General features: G+C 43.8%; 19 protein-coding genes and 1 tRNA gene. 13 read left to right on the top strand and 7 right to left on the bottom strand.

From position 1 onward, the window contains the following. Window positions 1-37: 37 nt before the first annotated feature. A tRNA-Ser gene (locus AC59JT_RS06650) sits at window positions 38-127 on the bottom strand. Window positions 128-200: 73 nt separating this feature from the next. Then, window positions 201-2,267, bottom strand: a complete 2,067-nt coding sequence (locus AC59JT_RS06645) for an HD family phosphohydrolase (protein WP_497397035.1) — start codon at window positions 2,265-2,267, stop codon at window positions 201-203. 115 nt (window positions 2,268-2,382) lie between these two features. Here AC59JT_RS06645 and AC59JT_RS06640 point away from each other — a divergent pair, with 115 nt between their 5' ends. From AC59JT_RS06640 to AC59JT_RS06610, 7 genes are all read left to right on the top strand, one after another. Next, window positions 2,383-3,240 carry an SPFH domain-containing protein gene (locus AC59JT_RS06640; protein ID WP_497397033.1) on the top strand — a complete coding sequence of 286 codons (858 nt, stop codon included), beginning with the start codon at window positions 2,383-2,385 and terminating at the stop codon, window positions 3,238-3,240. Window positions 3,241-3,245: 5 nt separating this feature from the next. Continuing rightward, window positions 3,246-3,764 (top strand): hypothetical protein, encoded by a 519-nt coding sequence (locus AC59JT_RS06635; RefSeq protein WP_497397031.1) that lies wholly within the window; start codon window positions 3,246-3,248, stop codon window positions 3,762-3,764. Between the two features lie 8 nt (window positions 3,765-3,772). Continuing rightward, window positions 3,773-3,940, top strand: coding sequence for a type II toxin-antitoxin system antitoxin (locus AC59JT_RS06630; RefSeq protein ID WP_497397029.1), 168 nt, complete (start codon window positions 3,773-3,775; stop codon window positions 3,938-3,940). A gap of 333 nt (window positions 3,941-4,273) precedes the next feature. Next, window positions 4,274-5,452: an acetyl-CoA C-acyltransferase gene (locus AC59JT_RS06625; RefSeq protein WP_497397027.1), complete on the top strand. Its 1,179-nt coding sequence runs from the start codon at window positions 4,274-4,276 to the stop codon at window positions 5,450-5,452. A gap of 26 nt (window positions 5,453-5,478) precedes the next feature. Beyond that, window positions 5,479-6,399 carry a hypothetical protein gene (locus tag AC59JT_RS06620; RefSeq protein ID WP_497397025.1) on the top strand — a complete coding sequence of 307 codons (921 nt, stop codon included), beginning with the start codon at window positions 5,479-5,481 and terminating at the stop codon, window positions 6,397-6,399. Between the two features lie 95 nt (window positions 6,400-6,494). After that, window positions 6,495-7,991 (top strand): POT family MFS transporter, encoded by a 1,497-nt coding sequence (locus tag AC59JT_RS06615; RefSeq protein WP_497397023.1) that lies wholly within the window; start codon window positions 6,495-6,497, stop codon window positions 7,989-7,991. Between the two features lie 113 nt (window positions 7,992-8,104). Next, window positions 8,105-8,839: a polyprenol monophosphomannose synthase gene (locus tag AC59JT_RS06610; protein ID WP_497397021.1), complete on the top strand. Its 735-nt coding sequence runs from the start codon at window positions 8,105-8,107 to the stop codon at window positions 8,837-8,839. Here the strand turns inward: AC59JT_RS06610 and AC59JT_RS06605 are convergent. Continuing rightward, on the bottom strand, window positions 8,817-9,218 hold the full coding sequence (locus AC59JT_RS06605; protein ID WP_497397019.1) for an RDD family protein: 402 nt from the start codon (window positions 9,216-9,218) through the stop codon (window positions 8,817-8,819). The two genes, AC59JT_RS06610 and AC59JT_RS06605, sit on opposite strands and share 23 nt — an antisense overlap. A gap of 198 nt (window positions 9,219-9,416) precedes the next feature. On the opposite strand from AC59JT_RS06605, the gene ruvB reads away from it, so the two are divergent. The 4 genes from ruvB to AC59JT_RS06585 all read left to right on the top strand — a co-directional run bounded on the left by ruvB (window position 9,417) and on the right by AC59JT_RS06585 (window position 14,927). Further along, window positions 9,417-10,439, top strand: coding sequence for a Holliday junction branch migration DNA helicase RuvB (gene ruvB, locus AC59JT_RS06600; RefSeq protein WP_497397016.1), 1,023 nt, complete (start codon window positions 9,417-9,419; stop codon window positions 10,437-10,439). Window positions 10,440-10,535: 96 nt separating this feature from the next. Continuing rightward, window positions 10,536-12,857 carry a GH92 family glycosyl hydrolase gene (locus AC59JT_RS06595; protein WP_497397013.1) on the top strand — a complete coding sequence of 774 codons (2,322 nt, stop codon included), beginning with the start codon at window positions 10,536-10,538 and terminating at the stop codon, window positions 12,855-12,857. After that, entirely contained in the window at window positions 12,847-13,962 is a 1,116-nt protein-coding gene (locus tag AC59JT_RS06590) for a Gfo/Idh/MocA family protein (protein ID WP_497397011.1), read from the top strand. Before AC59JT_RS06595 ends, AC59JT_RS06590 begins: the two co-directional genes overlap by 11 nt. Window positions 13,963-14,072: 110 nt before the next feature. Beyond that, window positions 14,073-14,927: a polysaccharide deacetylase family protein gene (locus tag AC59JT_RS06585; RefSeq protein WP_497397009.1), complete on the top strand. Its 855-nt coding sequence runs from the start codon at window positions 14,073-14,075 to the stop codon at window positions 14,925-14,927. A gap of 88 nt (window positions 14,928-15,015) precedes the next feature. Here AC59JT_RS06585 and AC59JT_RS06580 read toward each other — a convergent pair whose 3' ends face one another. Beyond that, a complete protein-coding gene (locus AC59JT_RS06580; protein ID WP_497397007.1) occupies window positions 15,016-15,297 on the bottom strand; it encodes a hypothetical protein in 282 nt (93 codons plus the stop codon). Between the two features lie 71 nt (window positions 15,298-15,368). Here AC59JT_RS06580 and queG point away from each other — a divergent pair, with 71 nt between their 5' ends. After that, on the top strand, window positions 15,369-16,301 hold the full coding sequence (gene queG, locus AC59JT_RS06575) for a tRNA epoxyqueuosine(34) reductase QueG (RefSeq protein WP_497397005.1): 933 nt from the start codon (window positions 15,369-15,371) through the stop codon (window positions 16,299-16,301). Between the two features lie 121 nt (window positions 16,302-16,422). Here the strand turns inward: queG and AC59JT_RS06570 are convergent, their stop codons facing one another. Further along, the gene (locus AC59JT_RS06570; RefSeq protein ID WP_497397003.1) at window positions 16,423-17,433 is read right to left on the bottom strand and encodes an exonuclease domain-containing protein; all 1,011 of its coding nucleotides are present in this window, start codon (window positions 17,431-17,433) and stop codon (window positions 16,423-16,425) included. Window positions 17,434-17,658: 225 nt separating this feature from the next. On the opposite strand from AC59JT_RS06570, the gene AC59JT_RS06565 reads away from it, so the two are divergent. After that, window positions 17,659-18,402, top strand: a complete 744-nt coding sequence (locus AC59JT_RS06565; protein ID WP_497397001.1) for a TMEM175 family protein — start codon at window positions 17,659-17,661, stop codon at window positions 18,400-18,402. Here the strand turns inward: AC59JT_RS06565 and AC59JT_RS06560 are convergent. After that, window positions 18,395-18,958, bottom strand: a complete 564-nt coding sequence (locus tag AC59JT_RS06560) for a C40 family peptidase (protein ID WP_497396999.1) — start codon at window positions 18,956-18,958, stop codon at window positions 18,395-18,397. The two genes, AC59JT_RS06565 and AC59JT_RS06560, sit on opposite strands and share 8 nt — an antisense overlap. A 97-nt stretch (window positions 18,959-19,055) precedes the next feature. Further along, window positions 19,056-21,632 (bottom strand): DNA mismatch repair protein MutS, encoded by a 2,577-nt coding sequence (gene mutS, locus AC59JT_RS06555; RefSeq protein ID WP_497396997.1) that lies wholly within the window; start codon window positions 21,630-21,632, stop codon window positions 19,056-19,058. Window positions 21,633-21,808 lie beyond the last annotated feature (176 nt).

Here is a 21,808-nt window from a genome sequence, read left to right as displayed (position 1 = left end):
CGATTTACAGGTTTTTGCGAGCTTTTGATATGCTTCTTGGCGGTGAGGGAGGGATTCGAACCCTCGGTACAGTTTCCCGTACGTCAGTTTAGCAAACTGATCCTTTCGGCCTCTCAGGCACCTCACCAGCTATTTTTCAATAAAACCCCTGTTTTCAGGGACTGCAAATATAGTAATTACAGTCATCCGTCAAAAAAAAATTAATAATCAATTCGCACGTGGTAAATGCTCATTAACATTTTCTTGAAAATGCTTTTTATCGTCTCAATATCCTTCAAAGTTATGTTACTGTCGTTCAATTGGTTTTGATCCAATTTGTATTTTACGATACGATCAACCAATGCGCTGATAGATTTTTCATCGGGCTCTTTTAATGAGCGCGAAGCGGCCTCAACCGAGTCCGCAAGCATCAAAACAGCGTTCTCTTTGGTGGATGGAATAGGCCCCGGATACCTAAAAGTGTTCTCGTCAATGATTTTTTCAGGAAAATTTTTGAGGTGCGACTGATAAAAATAGTCAACCCGGGTGTTACCGTGATGGGTGCGTATAAAGTCTATAACAATATCCGGCAGGTTGGCCTTCTCGGCCATTTCAATACCCTTACTTACGTGCCTGATAATGATCTGCGCGCTTTCCTCGTAGGATAATTTATCGTGAGGATTAAAGCCTGAGGTTTGGTTTTCGATAAAATATAAGGGATTCTCCATTTTACCGATGTCATGATACAACGCCCCTGCTCTGACCAGTAATGAATTGCCACCAATACTGTAAATCGCATTCTCGGCGAGGTTGGCTACTTGCAACGAGTGCTGGAATGTACCGGGAGCGCTGAAGGCCATTTCGCGCAACAATGGCGCATTCGTATTGGTTAGCTCAATAAGGGTGATCTCAGAGGTTATGTTAAATATTTTCTCAAACAAATAAATAAGCGGGTAAGCGAGCAAGGTCAACAACACGCTTACAATATAAGGTACAAAGGCTTGCCAATCTATCTCAACGATATTTCCCTCGCGTATTAAGGCTATACCTAAAAAGGCCACAAAATAACTAAAGGTGATAATAACTGCCGATATCAGGAACTGCTCTCGGCGCACCAGGTTCTTAATACTGTATATAGCTACCATACCTGCTGTTATCTGGAAGTATGCAAATTCAAAACTATTTGGTACGAAAAAACCAGCTATTAATACCACCAGTAGATGGATATACAGCGCCAAACGGGTATCAAACAGTATGCGGATAATAATGGGGACTATGCAATATGGTATGGCATAGATATAAGGCATCTCAAACTTGATAGCTAATGATAGTGTTACCAGCATTGCCGTAACCACCAATAATATCAAACTCACCAAGCGGTTATCAACATAAATATCGCGCCTGAACAGGTACAGGAATACCATTAACAAGGTAACAGCAATTGATACCAATAAAAACTGACCGAGCAACACCAGCTTCGGGTCGCCGTTTACGCGGGCGTTATCTTCAAATGCTTTTCTGTACGACTCCAATTTTTGATACACCTCATCGTTTACTACCGAGCCCTTTGTAACAATGGCATCGCCCTTTTGGACCATGCCACGAGTTAATGACAGGCCGTCCAAAACTTCCTTCTCCATACGCAGGGTAAGCTTATCATCATACACCACGTTGTTTTGAATACGGTTTTGCAGCAGATCGAGCATGAAGGCTTTGTCAAGATCGCTCCTGCGTGATATTAGCAGATCGCAATAAGTCAGCGCTTTCTCTTTGGTAAACAATTCGGCAGTATTCCTATCAACTGCTATATTTTTGTTGAGTATGCTGATGGTATAGTTTGTGCCATTTTGCTGATACTTGGCATTAAGGTTTAATACGCCGCGGGTATAAACTTCATTTAATAACATATTTCCTTCGGCGATGTATTTAGCTTTCTGATTATCCTGTATACCCGCATTGTGCCACTTTACCTCCAGATCGGTACGGAAGCCCTCTGTTTGAACACGGGCTACGTCCTCGTCAATACTGTAAAAAGGCGTAATACTTGCCAGTGCCGCTTTCCTATCAGCCTGAATCTCAGCTTGCGTTTTAAGGATAGCGAAGTTATAGGGTGATACCAGATCCTTTTGGTTCCATATCCTCCCCTTTTCAATTTCGTAGCTAAACTTGGCTTGTTTGGGAAGCGAGTAAACAATTACTACTACGCTTATCAGCATCATTAAAAACTTTAAGTTGCGGGCGTACTTGCGCAGTAAAGCCTTTTGCCGTGAAATAGAGAGTGTTGCCATTTATTAAATTAAGCACTCAAAAATAATACAATTTATGCGATATGTATTTTTTTATTGTTTTTGTGAAACAGAATATGATATCTTTGTGATATCATATTAAAATCAAAATCAAGTCATGAACACAGAAAGAATCATCAAAGCGCCATCAGGTTATTTAACCTTCTTTTTATTCCTGGTACTGCTGGCAGTTAGCGGCTTTTGTATTTATATACAATCCTTTACGGCTGCCATAATTATATTTGTTATCAACTTTGTATTGGTACTGCCGGGGCTGATTATTGTAAACCCGAACGAATCAAAAGTACTTACCCTGTTTGGTAAATATGTGGGTACGGTTAAGCAGGACGGTTTTTTCTGGGTTAACCCTTTTACCACCAAAAAAAAGGTATCCCTAAAAGCATTTAACCTTAACGGGCAGCAGCTAAAAGTAAATGATGGCGTAGGTAACCCTATAGAGATTGCCGCTGTTATTGTTTGGCAGATACAAGATACCGCCAAAGCCGTTTTTGCGGTTGAGAACTACTTACAATACGTAAACATACAAAGCGAAGCCGCTGTACGCCACCTGGCCAACTCCTTCCCATATGATAACATTGAGGACGAGAATGCCAGCATCACCCTTCGCGGCGGTGCCGAACAGGTAAGCTTATTATTAGAGAAAGAACTTAACGAACGTTTAGAGCGTGCCGGCATTGAAGTATTGGAAGCCCGCATATCACACCTGGCTTATGCCCCCGAGATTGCGCATACTATGTTACAGCGCCAACAGGCATCAGCCATTATATCGGCAAGAAGGCTAATTGTTGAGGGTGCCGTTGGCATGGTTGAAATGGCTTTACAACGCTTATCAGACAAAAACATAGTTGATCTGGACGAAGAACGCAAAGCAGCCATGGTGAGCAACCTGCTGGTTGTGTTATGTGGCGATAAGAGTGTTAACCCTATTGTAAATACAGGTACATTATATCACTAACAGCCATGTTTACAGTACTTAATTCGCATAAAGCAACCCAACTAAAGGTAGTTAGGCACGGTTGGTTAAACCCGGTATATCATCTTAAAGATGACTTGCATACCTACGGCACCATGACCTACAAAGGCATATCAAAACGCAAGCCTGTTGTCAAGGTTGCTAATGAGACTTACCGGTTTGAATTTGAAGATTTTGGCCGAAGGCATGTTGTCATTTATAATAAAGCTAACCTAAAAATAGGCACGCTAACGCGCGACTTGTTTAGTCGTATTAACCTGCTTACCATGGAAACCGGCTTTACTGCTAAGTTTCATCGCAATTCCTTCTTCTCGCGCAATTCGGTTTGGGAAGCTGATGGTTGCGGCATGGTAATGCATATTGATAACCCGTTTTTTGGTTGCACTTACCCGGTTAATATACAACCCAACATGGTACCGCAAGGCCTAATACCGTTGATGATATTTTTAGGCGTGCACCGTGTAATTGTCGATCAGCAGAAGAAAGCGATGGCAGCATCGCACTAATTAAGTTTATGGCCGAAAAGAAAGCATTTATATTACGCATCAATCCCGAAATGTTGAAGGAGATAGAGACCTGGGCTGGTTCCGAATTCAGGAGCACCAACGGCCAGATCGAATACCTGCTGCAACAGGCTTTGCAGACGCGTAAAAAAACAGCCAAAAAGAAGAAAGAAGAGTAGATATGCTTATAACGATCCTGAATCCTGAAACACTATCGTTTCAGGATTTTCTGTTTTAGTACTTTTAAATACCATCAGGGTGCGCCACTTTTAAAGTGGCGCATGTGGCGCACCTAAATTTCACAACATATTTATAATCAATTATTTATGCAAAAAAGCGGCGCAAAGCGGCGCACCCTTCTTATTTTATAAGCAACTAATTATCAGATATTTAATAAAAACCATGATTGACACTTTTTAAAAGTGGCGCACCCTAAACCTAAACAAATACTATGCAAGCATAGTATTTTTAAAATAAAAATAGATAGCTTTGCATAACCAGATTTATAATTGATGAGAGAAGTAGTAATAGTTGCAGCCACCCGTACGCCTATTGGCAGTTTTGGTGGTAGTTTGGCCTCGCTTACAGCTACGCAGTTGGGTGCTGTAGTTATACGTTCGGTAGTTGAGCGATCGGGATTAAGCCCTGAGCATATCCAGGAAGTTTTTATGGGTAATGTGCTATCGGCCAATTTGGGCCAGGCTCCGGCTACGCAGGCGGCTATTTTTGCGGGACTCCCTCACCTACCTGCCACTACTATCAACAAAGTTTGCGCTTCGGGCATGAAAGCTATTATGCTGGGCGCCCAAAGCATCGCCACCGGCCAAAACGATATTGTGGTTGCCGGCGGTATGGAAAGCATGAGCAATGTGCCCTATTACCTCAGCAAAGCCCGTACAGGCTATAAATTAGGTAACGACCTGCTAATAGATGGTTTGGTTGAAGACGGTCTTTGGGACGTTTATAACGATTACCACATGGGATCAGCAGCCGAGCTTTGCGCCGTAGAGTGCAACATCAGCCGCGAAGATCAGGACGCTTACGCCATCGAATCCTACCATCGCGCGCAAGCGGCACAAAACAACGGCAAATTTGTAAGCGAGATAACCCCGGTTGAGTTGACTGACAGAAAAGGCAACACTACGCTATTTAGCGACGACGAGGAACCCGCCACCGTTAAATTTGACAAGATCGCCACACTAAAACCTGTATTTAAAAAAGACGGTACTGTAACCGCTGCAAACGCCTCCACCCTGAACGATGGCGCCGCGGCCGTAGTTTTGATGAGCCGCGAAAAAGCCGACGAATTAGGTATAAAGCCATTAGCCCGTATTGTGTCATTTGCCGATGCGCAACAGGCGCCCGAATGGTTCACTACCGCCCCGGCAAAAGCTATCCCATTGGCTCTACATCGTGCCAAACTGAATATTGATCAAATTGACTATTTTGAAATAAACGAAGCGTTCTCGGTGGTATCTGTAGCCAACAACCGCGAATTAAACTTAGATCCCTCGAAAGTTAACGTAAACGGCGGCGCCGTTTCGCTTGGCCACCCGCTGGGTGCATCAGGTGCGCGCATTGTGGTTACCCTATTGAGTGTTTTACAACAAAATAGCGCTAAATTAGGTGCCGCGGGCATTTGTAATGGCGGCGGCGGTGCCAGCGCAATTGTTATCGAAAATTTGCGTTAATACCACATACCAATTATATTTAAATAGTGATCAAAAACGTATCTCTTGCTATCGTTTTGCTGCTGGTAAGTTGCTTTGCTTTTGCCCAGCACACACCCGAGCAGTTAAAGCAACTTAATTTTTACCAGGATAGCCTTAAAAACTTAGGCAATACACTTATTAATAACCCTAACGACCTGGAGCGAAAGAACGCTAATTACGACATGATCAAAACGTTGGTTAGCGCGCTTAAAGTAAGCAACTCCTTCCTTTTTAAGTTCGATTCGGTAAAAGCCGTCACCATTTTAAACTCGCCCGATAACCGCTTCCGCATATTTACCTGGCATCTAACGCATGATGATGGCAGCTACCGTTTTTACGGTGCTATACAAATGAACACCGGCGGCGCGCTGAAACTATATCCGTTAGAAGATTATTCGCCCCTGCAAACTCACCCCGAAGATTCGGTTACTGATAATCATAAATGGTACGGCGCCCAATATTACAGCATAGTACCGGTTAATGCCGCCACACCTTATTATGTTTTATTAGGGTGGAAAGGCAACAACGTAAAGTCAACCAAAAAGGTAATTGATGTATTATCCTTTAAAAACAATGCGCCACAATTTGGTATGCCGGTATTTTACAACAAAGGCAAACGTAAAAACCGTGTGGTATTTGAGTATGCCCGCCAGGCATCTATGTTATTGAGGTATGTTTCTGATCAAAACCTGATCGTGTTTGATAATTTGGTGCCGCCTGATGATAAGATGAAAGACAAACCCGAAATGTTTGGGCCCGATTTATCCTATAATGGTTACCGCCTGCAAAATGGCCGTTGGGAGTATGTTGACAACATTGATATGCGTAACGTACCTACCGAAAAGGATATTGATTATATCGACCCTAAAACAACAATTAAACCTGTTATAGGGGTGCCCAAAGTGCAAAAAAAGAAGGTTCAATAACACAAACGTTTAAAAATCAAACAAATAACAATAGCTTTACTATAATTTGTAATTAAGAGAATTATAGTATTTTAGTCCGAATTAAACTGATCTTTATGTCCAAACAAACCCTAACGGCCGATGCTGTGACCGCAGAACCGAAGTACCCGAAAAGCATCCCGTACATTATTGGCAACGAAGCCGCCGAGCGTTTTAGCTTTTATGGCATGCGCTCTATTTTGGCAACCTTCCTTGTCGCCCAATTTTTTAACCCCACACTTAACCCGGCACTGCAAACCGTAGCCGAAGCAAAAGCTAACGAAAGCACACACTTTTTTGTAACCCTGGCCTACACCCTGCCCTTTGTTGGTGGTTTAGTGGCTGATTGGTTTACCGGCAAATACAAGATCATTCTTTGGATCTCTATCGTTTACTGTTTCGGCCACTTGTGTTTGGCTTTGTTCGAAAATAGTTTAGATGGGTTCATCTTTGGTTTAGTGCTGGTGGCCATTGGCGCGGGCGGTATCAAATCATGCGTATCAGCCAACGTGGGCGATCAGTTTGATAAAACCAATTCGTCGCTAATGTCAAAAGTTTATGGCTGGTTTTATTTCAGTATCAATGCCGGTTCGGTAGTTGCTACGGTATTAATTCCATGGGTTTATGCAAACTACGGCGCTAAATGGGCCTTTGGTATCCCGGGTATATTAATGGCATTGGCTACTATCATCTTCTTCTCGGGCCGCAAAATGTATGTACGCGTGCCGCCGGGTGGTATCAACAAAAACAACTTTGTTTTTATTTCAATTTATGCCCTGTTTAACATGGGTAAAAAGAAAAAGGGCCAGTCATTGTTAGATGTTGCCAAAGGCGAATTTAACGCCGAAAAAGTAGAAGGTGTTAAAGCCGTTTACCGCGTAATGGCTGTGTTTGCTTTCGCCCCAATATTTTGGGCCATGTGGGATCAAAACCTATCAGAATGGGTACTTCAAGCTGAAAAGCTTGACAGAACCATTAACCTGGGTTTCACCAAATTCACCATTCTTGCGGGTCAGGTACAAACTTTCAATCCAATATTCCTGCTGTCATTCATCCCGCTGTTTACTTATTTCTTATATCCGTTTATTGATAAATTAGGTGTTAAAACTACCCCATTGCGTCGTTTAGGTGCAGGCTTGGCTTTAACCGCTTTATCATTTGTGATCATCGCTTTTGTACAGGAGCGTGTTGATGCGGGCGGCCATCCATCAGTTTGGTGGCAGGTGTTCGCTTACGTGGTGTTATCAGCAGCGGAAGTATTGGTATCAATCACCGGTTTGGAATATGCTTACACGCAGGCTCCAAAATCAATGAAAAGTACGATGACCGCCATCTGGTTATTAACCGTAGCGGCAGGTAACTTATTTGATGCCTTGGTTAACGGTAACATTGCGGCAGGTGGTTTCTTTTCGCGCTTTATTGGTGCCGATTTTTATTGGTTATTTGTTGGTATTTGTACCGCTTTCTTCGTGTTGTTCCTGTTTGTTTCGCCACGTTTAAAAGAGCGTAACTATATTAACGAGCCCGAGCAAGAACCGGACGCTAAAGTGGTTGTCGATACCCATAATTTATAATTAAAATACACGTTATTTAAGCAGAGCAATTACCGGCTCTGCTTAAATTTTTTAATAAGCGCTAAAATGCTTTATTTAGCGACTCATTTTAACCGCGTACTAAGTTTTGTTAAGTGCCTGATAGCATAGTAATTATACCTACCTATAACGAAAAAGAAAATATTGAACGGATGATCCGTACGGTGTTTGCTTTGCCTCATGATTTTCATATATTGGTTATTGACGATGGTTCGCCGGATGGCACCAATCAAATAGTTAAAAACCTGCAAGCCGAATTTTCTGATAAACTTTTCATAGAAGAACGTGCCGGTAAACAAGGATTGGGTACTGCCTATATCCACGGCTTTAAATGGGCCATTGCCAAATTGTACGACTATATCTTCGAGATGGATGCCGATTTCTCGCACAACCCCAGCGACCTGCTGCGCCTGCGCGAAGCCTGCGCCGACGAAGGTGCTGATGTTGCCGTAGGTTCGCGCTACGTAACCGGCGTTAACGTGGTTAATTGGCCTATGAGCCGTGTACTGATGAGCTATTTCGCTTCAGTTTACGTACGCTTCATTACCGGCGAGAACGTGCAGGATTTTACGGCCGGTTTCATGTGCTACAAACGTAAAGTTTTAGAAACCATCCAGCTGGAAAAGATCAAGTTTGTGGGTTACGCCTTCCAGATAGAAATGAAGTATACCGCCATCAGACATAACTTTAAAGTGACGGAAGTACCCATTATATTTACCGATCGAACTGCCGGCGCATCAAAAATGACCAAGGGCATTTTCAAAGAAGCTTTTTGGGGTGTGATACAGATGCGCATTAATAGCATTTTCAGGAAATATCCGGAGGGCTGATCAAATTCTTTTCAGCTGAGACGTCAACAACCTTCGTTCCTGAAAATCTATCGTGCAGGCAAAAACCTGATACAATAAATATTATTATTTCCATACCGTTTAAGTAGCGAATAGCAGTTCTAATCAAAATCTTATCGATACCTGGTTCTGAGCCATCTTTTAAAACAACTTTCGTTTTCGTTATGTACTTTCCGATGGTTCTACCTGTCATAACTTCAAAAACAAAATAGTATCCATAATAAACCGCTAGAAATAGTATTTGTCGAGCGCTTTCGGTTAATACCAGGTCCGAACCTCCGGCATAACACCCTATTGCAAGTAATATGGCAAAGACAGCAAGAAGATCGATCAAAAAGTTAACCAGGCGTTTTATTTTCATAGGTATAGGTTATGCCAATATTTTTTATTTACTGTGCTATCAAATGTAATTAAGTTTTTTTTAAAGCTGTAGATCAGACTTTCAAATAGCCATTGAAATTGGATACGAATGATCATCTGCGAGGATTTACTTAATAATTGACAAAATCGGGCATCAAACATTCGATATCCGAAATAAAAAATACTAATTTCGTTGGTAATGAATGAACACCTGGATCCTGACGCGGAACGCCTCACTCCTGTTGAGCGTGATATTGAAAAAGTGTTGCGCCCGCAGGCATTCGAAGATTTTACCGGTCAGCAAAAAATACTGGCTAACATTAAAATATTTGTGCAGGCCGCCCGCCAGCGTGGCGAAGCGCTTGACCATGTTTTGCTACACGGCCCTCCGGGATTGGGTAAAACTACCCTGTCGCACATCATCGCTAACGAGATGGGCGTGGGTATCAAAATAACTTCGGGCCCTGTTCTGGATAAGCCCGGTGATCTGGCGGGTTTGTTAACTAATTTGGAGACAGGCGATATTCTTTTTATTGATGAGATCCACCGTTTAAGTCCGCTGGTTGAAGAGTATTTGTATTCGGCCATGGAGGATTTTAAGATAGATATTATGCTGGAGAGCGGCCCCAACGCGCGCTCGGTGCAAATATCGCTTAACCCGTTCACCTTGGTTGGTGCCACCACCCGATCGGGATTGTTGACAGCTCCGCTTCGTGCCCGTTTCGGAATTAATTCAAGGCTGGAGTATTATGATGCTAAATTATTAACTACCATAGTTTTAAGATCATCATCTATATTAAATACGCCTATTACTGATGAAGGTGCTTACGAGATAGCCCGCCGCAGCCGTGGCACCCCGCGTATAGCCAACGCGCTACTACGCCGCACGCGCGATTTTGCCCAGATAAAAGGTAACGGAAAGATAGATACCGAGATAGCGCAATTTGCTTTGAACGCTTTAAACGTAGATGAGCATGGTCTGGACGAAATGGACAATAAGATCCTCACCACCATCATTGATAAATTTAAAGGCGGCCCTGTAGGTTTAAAAACCGTAGCCACTGCCGTAGGCGAAGATGAAGGTACTATTGAGGAAGTTTATGAGCCGTTTTTGATACAGGAAGGCTTTTTAATGCGCACAGCTCGTGGCCGCGAAGCTACCGAAGCAGCGTACAAGCATTTGGGCAAGATAAAACTAGGCGGAAATCCTTCCTTATTTTGAGTTTTATTGCTACTATTGCTTTGCATTTAATACATTATACCAAATACATCCAACAAACCAATTTACTCATAGTCATTGTGCTATAAATCAACAAGTATGAAAAAAACATTACTTTTTGCATCGTTATTACTATGCGGAAGCTCGTATGCGCAGATGGTTACCAAAGTAACCAACCCTGTAGACTGGGTTAACCCGCTGATGGGTACAGCTTCAAAAGGCGACCTATCAAATGGTAATACCTACCCTACCATCGCGTTACCGTGGGGTATGAACTTCTGGACTCCGCAAACCGGCCCTAACGGCGACGGGTGGACCTACACTTATGATGCGCATAAAATACAAGGCTTTAAACAAACCCACCAGCCATCGCCATGGATGAACGATTACGGTCAGTTCTCTATCATGCCGATGACCAAAAGCCTGAAAGTAACGCAGACTGGTCGCGCCAGCTGGTTCTCTCACAAAGCCGAGATCGTAAAACCTTACTATTACAGTGTTTACCTGGCTGATCATGATGTAACTACCGAGATCACCCCTACCGAACGTGCTGCGCAGTTCCGTTTCACTTTCCCTAAAGCCGATAGCTCATTTATCGTTATCGATGCGTTTGAAAGAGGATCATACATTAAAGTTATCCCCGGCGAAAACAAAATTGTTGGTTATTCAACCCGCTACGCACGTGGCCCGTTGAAGAACTTTAAAAACTACTTTGTTATTTATGTAGATAAGCCATTCACGCTATCGCGTACTTACAATGTAGAGGAAAAACAAGTGGAAGGTTCTCGTGTAAGAACTGAAATTGCTAACCTAACCGACAGCAAAGAACTAAGCGCAGCTCACGCTGTTGCAGCCATCGGCTTTAAAACAGTTAGAGGCGAGAAAGTTAACCTGCGTGTTGCTTCATCATTCATCAGCATTGAACAGGCTGATATCAGCTTAAAAAGAGAATTAGCGGGTGATAGCTTTGACGCTACTGCAGCTAAAGGCCGCGCTATTTGGAACAAAACTTTAGGTAAGATAGATGTATCTGGCGGTACCGTTGACCAAACACGCACCTTCTACTCATGCTTATACCGCATGCTGTTCTTCCCTAACAAAATGTACGAAATTGACGCTAAAGGCCAAAAAATGCACTGGAGCGCTCAAAACGGCGAAGTATTACCTGGCTACAAATTTGCCGGTACCGGTTTCTGGGATACCTTCCGTGCTTTATATCCATTCCTGAACCTTGTTTATCCATCAATAGACAAAGAAATGCAGGAAGGCCTGATCAACGATTATAAAGAAGGCGGCTGGTTGCCTGAGTGGTCAAGCCCGGGTTATTCTGATATCATGATCGGTAACAACTCTGCTTCTGTAGTGGCCGATGCTTATTTAAAAGGCATCCGTGGTTATGACATTAACAAACTTTGGGAAGCTGTAGTACACGGCGCAAACAACGAAGGCCCTGCGGCTACCGGCAGAAAAGGCGTTCAATACTACAACACTTTAGGTTATGTACCTTATGATGTTAAAATAAACGAGAACGCTGCCCGTACTTTAGAGTACGCATATGATGATTTCGCGATATGGAAACTGGGTAAAGCTTTAGGCAAACCTGCTTCAGAGATCGACATATTTAAACAACGTTCGTTAAACTACCGTAATTTGTTTGATCCTACGCATGGTTTAATGCGTGGTAAAAACAAAGATGGTCAGTTCCAATCGCCATACAACCCACTTAAATGGGGTGATGCTTTCACCGAAGGTAACGCGTGGCACTACAGCTGGGCAGCTTTGCACGATATCCAGGGCATGGTTAACCTGTTAGGTGGTAAACAAAAATTCATCAACAAGCTGGATTCGATCTTTATCATTCCACCAGTATTTGACGATAGCTACTACGGTGGTGTTATCCACGAGATCCGCGAGATGCAGATCATGAACATGGGTCAGTACGCTCACGGTAACCAACCTATCCAGCACATGTTATACCTATATAACTTTGCCGGCGAGCCATGGAAATCACAAGAGCACGTTCGCGACGCGATGGGTAAACTTTACCAACCAACGCCTGATGGTTATTGCGGTGATGAGGATAACGGTCAAACTTCGGCCTGGTATGTGTTCTCGGCAATGGGCTTCTACCCTGTTTGCCCTACCAGCAACCAGTACGTAATTGGTACGCCATTGTTTAAAAACATGACAATCACTTTAGAGAACGGCAAAAAATTGGTTATCAACGCTGCCAACAACAGTGAGGCTAACAAATATGTAGGTGCGGTAAGCCTTAACGGTAAACCACATGCTAACAACTGGTTCGCTCACTCGGCTTTATCGCAGGGTGGTGTTATCAACTTCAGCATGTCGCCAACACCTAACAAAACCAGAGGTACACAAGAAGCTAATTTCCCTTACTCATTATCAAATGAAAAGTAAAAAATCAGTCTTTTTAAAAAGACTGGCAATATTGGCAATCACCGTATCCTGCGCGCTTACAGCAAGTGCGCAGGATACCCGCCTGCGCCTGGGCATATATGGTTTAAACCATGACCACATCAGCGGTTTTTTTAGCCAGATGAAACGCGGTAACGCCAACATAGTTGGTGTATATGAACCAAGCAAGGCGTTATGGGAGAAAATGAAAAAACGTTATAACCTTCCCGACTCTATTTACTTCGACAACGCGGCCAAAATGATCAAGGCCACCAAACCCGAAGTAATGCTGGGCTATAACGAGGTTGCCAAACATGTGGACATTGTTGAACTATGCGCGCCATTGCACATCCCTGTTATGGTTGAAAAACCACTGGCAGCTACGCTTGCGCAAGCAAAACGCATAGAGGCATTGGCCAACAAATACAATGTTAAAGTATTAACCAATTTTGAGACCACCTGGTACCCATCATTTAAATATGTATATGATAAGGTACAGCAGGACAGTATTGGCAAAATACGCCGCATGGTTATCCGCGATGGCCATAAAGGGCCTATTGAGATCGGTTGCAGCGTGGAATTCACCTCATGGCTTACCGACCCGGTTTTAAACGGCGCCGGTGCTTTAAATGACTTTGGTTGCTATGGTGCCAACCTGGCTACCTGGCTTAACCATGGCGAGCGCCCTATTGCGGTAACTGCTGTTGCCAAACACTACAAACCATCGGTATACCCTAAAGTTGAAGATGACGCTACCATTTTGGTAGAGTATGCTAATTCTACCGCCTCTATTGAAGCTTCGTGGAACTGGGCACTCAACATTAAGGATATGGAAGTTTGGGGCGAGCGTGGCGTTATTCATGCTTTTGATGGCAATAATGTACAATTCAGGTTAAAAGAAGGTGGTTATGGTGTTGTTAACAAAGCCAAAGGTTTGCCAACGCCCACTAACGATCCATTATTGTATTTAACAGCTGTTTTACGTGGTCAGATCTCTGACGATAACGAACAGCCATCGTTAAAATACAACATGATTGCCATGGAGATATTGGATGCTGCCAAGCGTTCAATTGCCGAAGGCAAACGCATAGTATTGCAAAAACAATAATATTGTTGAAAACTTACGGAGCGTAATAAGCTCCGTAAGTTTACTTTTACATATTAATTAATCATCTATTTAATATGTTAAAAGTCTTTAATATCCTTCTACCCATATGTATGCTTACATCTGTAGCATGCACCTCAAAAACAGATAAAGCCGCCGCAACCGATACCGCGGCCCAGGCCACCACCAAAGTTGAAGGCGAAGCTAATAGCGAAGTGGCTCCGGCACCATCAAACCTGCCTGCCACTAAAGACCCGGCCGTTATACTAGCCCGCAAACAGGTGCCTATTTTGTGCTACCACCAAATACGCGACTGGACCGCCAAGGATTCAAAAAATGCCAAGGATTACATTGTACCAATTGCAGATTTCAAACAAAAAATAAAAATGCTGGCCGATAGTGGCTACCATACAATCCTGCCCGATCAGTTGTATGATTACCTGACCAAAGGCGCGCCACTGCCAAGTAAACCCATCATGTTAACCTTTGATGATACCGATTTGGATCAGTACACCATCGCGGCCCCTGAGCTTAAGAAATACGGTTTTAAGGCAGTTTATTTTGTGATGACGGTATCTATCGGCAGACCTAATTACATGAACAAGGAGCAGATCAAAGCGCTATCTGACGCCGGTAATGTGATAGGCAGCCATACCTGGGATCACCACATGACCAGCAAATACAAACATGATACCGATCCGAAAAAAGACGATTGGAACGTACAGATAGACAAGCCAACCAAAAAACTGGAGGAAATAACAGGCAAAAAAATAGAGTACTTTGCCTATCCGTTCGGTATCTGGAATAAATCGGGCTTTCCTGAATTACACAAACGCGGCTTCAAAATTGCTTTCGCGTTAGCAGATAAACGCGATCCTAACGATCCGTTGATGTGCGTGCGCCGTATTTTAGATAGCGGATACTGGAGCGCCAAGACTTTGAGTAATTCTATTAGGAATAGCTTCTAAGTCTCACTCAAGACAAAAAAAGAGCCCCGACTATAACGGGGCTCTTTTTTTATTTGACAAGTATGTCATCATATGTTTGTTGATGGGGCTACAAATTCTCTCCCTTCGGTCCCTGCCCTTTGTTTGATGCTTCAGATGTATTTTCCCCTTTCTCCACCGGGTTCTGTTCGCCTTTAATAACTGCAGGCTGCTCTGCTTCTTCGGCTTCTGTTTCGGGTGTTACGGTTGGTATATCTGTGGCTTTAACTTCCGGCTCGGCGGTTTTTTGCTCGCCTTGCTCCAGGTTATTATCACCGTCTTTATTGGTTACGGCGTTATCATCGTTAGTGATCTGATCATCTATCGGGTCGGTGTTCTCTATGTTTTCCATGGTGTGTATGTTTGTTATTAGAGTAACAGGTTTACAAAGCGTCTGTTTCAAAAACTATATCTTTGTGGCAAATGCAGCACAGCAAATCGGTATACAGTCAGTTTATTAAAGCAGAAGCCAAAAAACTTGGCTTTTTGTTTTGCGGGATTGCCAAAGCCGAATTCCTGGAAGAAGAAGCCCCCCGACTGGAAGCCTGGCTTAACAAAGGCATGCACGGCGAAATGAAGTACATGGAAAACTACTTCGATAAACGCCTTGATCCGCGCTTACTCGTTGATGGTGCCAAGTCCGTAATTTCCCTCGGCTTCAATTATTATACAGAAGACACACAGGCTGATCCAACAGCGCCCAAAATATCTAAATACGCCTACGGGCAGGATTATCATACTGTGATCAGGGAAAAACTTAACCAACTTTTAGCGATCATTAATGAAGAAATTGGTGAAGTTGCCGGTAGAGGATTTGTAGATTCGGCACCGATGTTGGATAAGGCCTGGGCCAAAAAAACGGGCATGGGTTGGATAGGTAAAAACAGTAATTTACTTAACCAAAAAGCAGGTTCTTTCTTTTTCCTGGCGGAGTTGATCGTAGACCTTGAACTGGAATACGATATTGAACCCACAGCCGACCATTGCGGCACCTGCACCCGCTGCATTGATGCCTGCCCTACCGATGCTATTGTTGGGCCTTATGTGGTTGATGGCAGTCGCTGCATTTCTTACCTCACCATCGAGCTTAAAAACGAGATCCCCCAAGAATTTAAAGGCAAACTGGATAACTGGATGTTTGGCTGCGATGTGTGCCAGGACGTTTGCCCATGGAACAAGTTCTCGGTAATACACAACGAACCGTCGTTTACCCCACACCCTGATCTGCTACAGCTAAGCAAGGCTGATTTGAATGAGATAACTGAGGATGTATTTCAGAAAGTGTTTAAAAACTCAGCCGTGAAACGGACGAAGTTTTCGGGGTTGAAGAGGAATATTGATTTTTTGGGGGAGTAAAAAAAGACGTCATTGCGAGCGTAGCGTGGCTATCCACTTTAGAAAGGTAACCGTATCACTGTTCTAAAGCGGATTACTACGCTCGTTCCTCGCTCGTAATGACGCGCCGGGGAGAGAGAACTTACCCCTTCTTAAACTTATCAGCCAATAACTTCAGCATATCATCATTAACAGGCGCGGCTGGTTCTTCCTTCTTTTTAAATGGCTTGTTGTTATCGTAAGGCTTGTTATAAATTTTCTGTTGAGCCGGCTTAGCAAATAACTCTTTCTGAATATTTGGCGTAGCCGAAGGCTGTGCAGCAGGTTTTTGAACGCGCTCAGCTTGTTTTTTTGTGTTCATGCGGCTGTATATCTCTTCCAGCTTACGTTTGGTGTATAGCGGAAAATCGCCGTTCATCATCCATGAGTAATAGCTTGGCTCGGCGTTGAAAACGTCCTCTACCTTTTTACCTTTATGTTTGCCGAAGTTAAATACCTCTTCCCCGGCATCGTTATAAGCCATTCTGCCGGCAAAATCAACCGGGCGGTGCAGGTTGGTAAACGCATGCAGGCCCTCTACGTGGTTAACCACCGGGATGCTTTTATTTCCTTTTTTATCTTCCCACTCCGTGTTCTCATAACGCTCTATCTGCGCCAGCAAAACCTCCATGGTAGCGCGGGTATCCGCTTCGGCCGAATGCGCGTTAATAATATCCTTATCGCAATAAAACTTGTACGCCGCTTTAAGCGTACGCTGTTCCATTTGGTGGAAAATATTCTGCACATCAACAAAATGACGGCTTGAAAGATCAAACTCCACACCTACACGCAAAAACTCTTCCATCAGCATCGGGATATCAAATTTGTTGGAATTGTATCCCGCCAGGTCGGCATCGCCAATAAATTCGGCTACGCTGGTGGCAAGTGCTTCAAACAGGGGCTCGTTAGCAATATGTTCATCGTAAATACCATGTATTAACGAAGTCTCTAACGGGATTGGCATGCCCGGGTTAACGCGCCAGGTGCCTACGTCTTCACTCCCATCAGGATTTAACTTGATAACTGATATTTCAACAATGCGGTCGACGCCAATATTTATACCGGTTGCTTCAATATCGAAGAAAGCCAACGGGCGCTTCAAATTTAATTTCATGTGCGGGTGCGGATCAGTAATATGAAGGTGTAAAAGTCCTAAAAAAAACGGGATTATAGAAAAGAATTAAGGGTGACTAACTAAATATCCATATGCCGAGTATAATACCCACAACCATAATTACATACAGTAAAATTTCGGTATTGGCAAAGCGCTTGTATTTAGTCCAGAATGAATAATCTTGCTTGGGCATGGTGGTTACAAAATTATGAATTATATTTAGCTATGGATCAACATCACAACGAAGAAATAAAGAAAGAATTTCAGCTGGAACGCATTATTTTGTTCAGCGACGCGGTTTTCGCCATCATCATAACCATTATGGTTATCGAGATTAAACTGCCTGAAGGTATCCGCGAAGCAAGTATGGAAAAAGTGCGCGAGGTATTTATGCATGAGATATTCCCAAAACTGGTGGGCTACGGCATTTCTTTCTTTTTTGTTGGGATGTTTTGGATGAAGCACCTCAAAATTTTCAGCTTTTTGAAGGATTATACCCGGGCACTGATCATTTACAACCTGGTGTTTTTGTTCGCTATTTCTTTGTTTCCCTTTGGTGTTTCGGTAATGACGGACTCATTACGTCCGAAGGTGTATTATGGCATGTTCGCTTATTTCAACATCATAATGGCGGTAATATTTACACAAACCTTGTTGGCGGGGTATTTGGTTCGGAATGCCAAAACGATCTGCATACAAGCACATAATATTGAAACCAACCTGGAGTGGAAAGTACAACGCCTTAACCTTATAGCCATACCAATTATAGTTATTTACAGCCTCATAGTTTATTTGATGGAATTTGAGGCGCTGGCCTATGCATTGGCCTTTATACTATGGGGACTTTTACAAACGGTTACACGAAAACGCTATTATCCCGAAGCTAAAAACGATGGACCCATTTTAGCCCGCTTGTTTGCTTCGCGAAAAAAACAGAAACATGCGGAAGAAGAAGATGGTGCTAATTAACCTGCGCCGCAACAGTAGCATCTAATATAACCGAACCGCCGCGCGAGAAATATTGATAGATACCATTATCATGCAAACGGGCAACCATAACGCCTTTGCGGGTACTAGCGTGTACAAAGTAGCCATTTTGCAGATAAACGCCTACATGGCTAAACTGCTTACCGTCAAAATCAAAGAAAACCAGGTCGCCTTCGCGTAATTCGTCCTCGTATTTGCGCTTTATTACGGCTACTTGTTGGTAAGTAATTCTGGGTAGTTTGATGCCGTAAACTTCTTGTTGTAAAAGCTGGGTAAGGCCCGAGCAGTCGATACCGTTTTTATCCTGACCGCCAAATTTGTAAGGTGTGCCGGCCCAAAGTTCGATAAAATTATACAGGCGGCCGTTTTGAATATCGCGTTTGCTTACCCCCATTATGGCCGAGTACTTTTCGGCAATACTTGGTTGTGGTGCAACCAGTTCACCTACTTCACCTTTCATAATGGCTTTTTTACTATGACAGGCAGATAGCACAAGCACAGCAAAGCTTAACAGCAGAACGAAACGGTTTAACTTCATGCCGTAAAAGTAATGAGGAACAAACGATGATGGTTGTCAAGGTTTTGAACATATCCACATCCAAGTCCTCCCCTTTGGGGAGGATCTAGGTGGGGTATTAGCTTTTTATCAGCCGTTGTATCTCATCCAGCTTCATCAAAGCCTCTACCGGTGTAAGGGTATTTACATCCAGGTTATTCAGCGTGTCGCGGATCTTCACCAGCACAGGGTCGTCAATACTGAACATCTGCATTTGCACGGCTTGCTTTTGTACTTTGCGGATGCTTTCTTTTATATGTTCGCCGCCGGTGCGTTCGTTTTCCAGTTTTTTAAGGATCTCGTTTGCGCGCGATAATACCTTTGTCGGCATACCGGCCAGTTTGGCTACGTGGATACCGAAGCTGTGCTCGCTTCCGCCGGGAACCAATTTGCGCAGGAAGATGATCTGGTGACCAATTTCCTTTACCGTTACGTTATAGTTTTTGATGCGGTTAAAGCTATTGCTCAACTCATTCAGCTCGTGGTAATGCGTAGCGAATAGTGTTTTGGCTTTCGCTGATGGATGATTATGCAGGTATTCGGCAATGGACCAGGCGATGGAGATACCATCATAAGTGGAAGTACCGCGGCCTATCTCATCTAGTAAGATCAGGCTTCTATCCGACAGGTTATTCAAAATGCTCGCCGTCTCGTTCATCTCCACCATAAAGGTTGATTCGCCCGATGACAGGTTATCCGACGCGCCTACCCTGGTAAATATCTTATCAACCAAACCAATTGAAGCCGATTTGGCCGGTACAAAGCAGCCCATCTGCGCCATGAGCACAATTAAGCCGGTTTGCCTTAACAGGGCCGATTTACCCGCCATGTTAGGGCCGGTAATGATGATGATCTGTTGCGTTTCCGAGTCCAGGAAAACATCGTTGGTGATGTATTCCTCGCCTACCGGCAAGTTCTTTTCAATAACAGGGTGGCGGCCGCCTTTAATATCCAGCTCTTTGCCTTCGGTAATATCGGGCTTAACGTAGTAGTTTTTGATGGAGATGGCAGCAAAGTTCAGCAGCACATCCAAGCGGGCTATCAGCTGCGCGTTAAGCTGTATAGGTTTAATGTATTCTGATAGTGCATACAGCAACTCATTATACATTTGGGTTTCCAAAGTAAATATCTTTTCCTCAGCACCTAAAATCTGCTCCTCGTATTCTTTGAGTTCGGGGGTGATGTAACGTTCGGCGTTAACCAGCGTTTGCTTGCGGATCCAATCGGCAGGCACCTTGTCGCGATGGCTGTGGGTTACTTCCAGGTAATAGCCAAACACATTATTAAAGGATACTTTAAGCGATGGTATACCTGTGCTTTCCGCTTCTCGCTTTTGTATCTCTAACAAATAACCTTTGCCACCAAAAGCGATCTTACGCAGGCGATCTAGTTCTTCGTTGATGCCCTCGTTCATCACCGAACCTTTTACCACCATAACCGGCGGCTCGGGGTGCAATTCGCGGGCTATTTTCTCACAAATCGTAGTGCAAGGATTCAGTTGTTCGCCAATTGCTTTTAAGGGCAGGCTGGCAGACCGTTCGCACTGTTGTTTGATAGCCTCAATGGCTAGCAAAGCTTTCTTTAGCTGGCAAACTTCGCGCGGGTTAGCTTTTTGCAGACCAATTTTTGATATTAGCCTTTCCAGGTCGCCTATCTGGCGGATGTGTTGCTGCAGATCTTCGCGCAGTTCTTCGTTGCCTATCAGGTATTCAACCACGCCAAGGCGGTCGTTAATAGGCTTTAGTTCCTTTAAGGGCATTACTATCCATCGACGCAGCAAGCGGGCACCCATTGGTGAGCAGGTATTGTCCAGCACATCAACTAATGTGGATGCGTTCTCGTTAGCCGAACCGATCAGCTCCAGGTTACGCACACTAAAGCGATCGAGCCACAGGTACCTATCCTCTTCAATACGACTAATAGCCGAAATATGCTGCAGATTGCGGTGTTCTGTTTCGTTTAGGTAATGCAAGGCCACACCCGCGGCTATAATGCCCAGGTTAAGCTTATCAATGCCAAAGCCTTTTAATGATTTTACGCTAAAGTGTTTTAACAGTGTTTCTGTTGCGTAATCGCCGCTGTATGGCCACTCATCAAGCGTGTAAGTGTAATAGCGGTCGCCGTAATACTCTTTAAAATCCGCTTTGCGGCTTTTGGGGTAAATGATCTCGCTGGGGTTAAAACCTTGTAGCAGCTTATCAATATAATCCGGGCTGCCCTGCGCGGTTTGAAACTCGCCGGTTGAAATATCTATAAAGGCAACGCCCAAGCTGTTCTTTTCAAAATACAGCGAAGCGAGGTAGTTATTACTTTTTTGATTAAGGATATTATCGTTGGTGGCTACGCCCGGGGTAACTAGTTCGGTAACGCCACGTTTAACGATGGTTTTGGTGGTTTTTGGATCTTCCAGCTGGTCGCAGATAGCCACACGTTGACCTGCGCGCACCAGTTTTGACAGGTAAGTTTCTACCGAGTGGTGCGGAAAACCAGCCAGCTCAATATAAGCAGCAGCACCGTTGGCCCGGCGTGTAAGCGTAATACCCAATATGCCGGATGCTTTGATGGCATCCTCACCAAAAGTTTCGTAAAAATCGCCCACGCGAAACAGCAGCAAAGCACCGGGGTACTTAGCCTTAATGGTATTATACTGCTGCATTAAGGGGGTTTCTTTGGTAGCGTTTTTTGACAAGCGGTTTACTCCTTTTTAATAAACGGCTAAGTTAATGCATTGCCCCGGCTTTGGCGGTATTGTTGAAAAGTTGGACAGATGTGGATATTAGCCGATAGTTCATTGCCGATGGATCATGGCAATTCCCATCTATGGACTATTGA

The organism is Mucilaginibacter sp. A3364, assembly GCF_059690715.1.
This window is presented reverse-complemented; position numbering and strand designations above follow the sequence as displayed.